This is a genomic window from Streptomyces sp. NPDC001056 (assembly GCF_053598955.1).
The window spans coordinates 1-1,108 of record NZ_JBSFLI010000123.1 but is presented as its reverse complement, the minus strand read 5'-3'; the positions used below and the strand labels follow the sequence as shown (position 1 = coordinate 1,108).

General features: G+C 62.4%; 2 protein-coding genes. Both read right to left on the bottom strand.

Annotation, left to right across the window (positions count from 1 at the left end; all coding sequences use genetic code 11):
- Positions 1–173 precede the first annotated feature (173 nt).
- Entirely contained in the window at positions 174–905 is a 732-nt protein-coding gene (locus ACWDD7_RS37870; protein WP_009242156.1) for a hypothetical protein, read from the bottom strand.
- A 19-nt stretch (positions 906–924) separates the two neighbouring features.
- Positions 925–1,108: hypothetical protein (locus tag ACWDD7_RS37865; protein ID WP_450460731.1), on the bottom strand; the 184-nt coding region annotated here is incomplete at its 5' end.

The following is a 1,108-nucleotide window of genomic DNA, read 5'->3' as shown; positions in this document are numbered from 1 at the left end:
ACCGTTTGAAGACCCAGGCCGTGGCCATGGCCGAGAGCGCGCCGACCAGGTACAGGGCGAACATGACGACGCCCTGGGCGCCGAACGGGCCGACCTGCCCGAAGGGGCGAGACGCCGCAGGCGGCTCGATGCGCAGCACGAAAGCCCGGCCCCGCAGGGGAGACGCCCAGGGGTTAATACGGCGGGTCGTCATCCAAGCTGTCATCCACAGCCGGAAACGGGTTAATCCGGTAGCCCAAGTCTTCAATGGTACGGGCGTTGTCGGGTAGCTTGTCACGCATCCAAACCGGGATGCGGCCCTGCGCAAACAAATTGCACTCGGTCGGCTCTCGATCAGCGGTCAGCCACTCAACACGGAATGCCTGCCCGCCGAAGCCGATTCCCTCGCCAAGCACATTCCAGGTGTAATGCACGCCCTGGTAGATCACGCGCTGAATATCGGTGGCGTCGGCCAGCTCGGCCCAATAGGACTCCAGTTGCGAGACGGCATCCGATTTCGCCCGCTCGATCCGGGCCAAGGTGTCGGCGTCAGGGGTCGGACTGGCAGAAAAGGACAGGACTTGACGCCAGCCAGCGGCCGCATCCTCATGCGTGAAACCAGCGTGGATTCGCAACGGCTGCTCGGTAAAGCAATGCCGGGTTTCGCGCGTGTCATCGTTGAGGTGGATTTCCACGGACTGCCGCTTCGCCCGCAGCCAAGCCGTTCGCGCGGCCTGCTCCAAGCGGTCAGCCTCGCCCTTCGCGGTCCGACCTTCCGCATCGAGGCGGGATTGTTCGGCGCTGCCATCTTCGGCATCCACGCAGCGCAGAAAAACAGCGCGATGATGCGCTTTCGCGTCCTCCCAAGCCTGGAATTCCTGGGGGACGGCGTGCGGGGCGTCAATGAGGAAAAAATCGACGGTCATGATGTTCTCCGAGTTCCTGTTAATACCGGGCACGGAAAGGCTCGGATTGCCGCCAGTTGCGATCAAAATGGGCCAGATATGCCTTGGCCAGCGCCGGATTATTCCAGTTCACCAGGTCGATCATGGTGGTAACCGACCTGAACGTCAAAGCTACAGAAGGGTGTTGATGCTCCATCAGGGCAGCGGGTAGGGTGCCGATGTCC

What these genes read in the sequence shown, in the direction of transcription:
- ACWDD7_RS37870 (WP_009242156.1), bottom strand. Translation starts at nt 905, where the DNA reads ATGACCGTCGATTTTTTCCTCATTGACGCCCCGCACGCCGTCCCCCAG.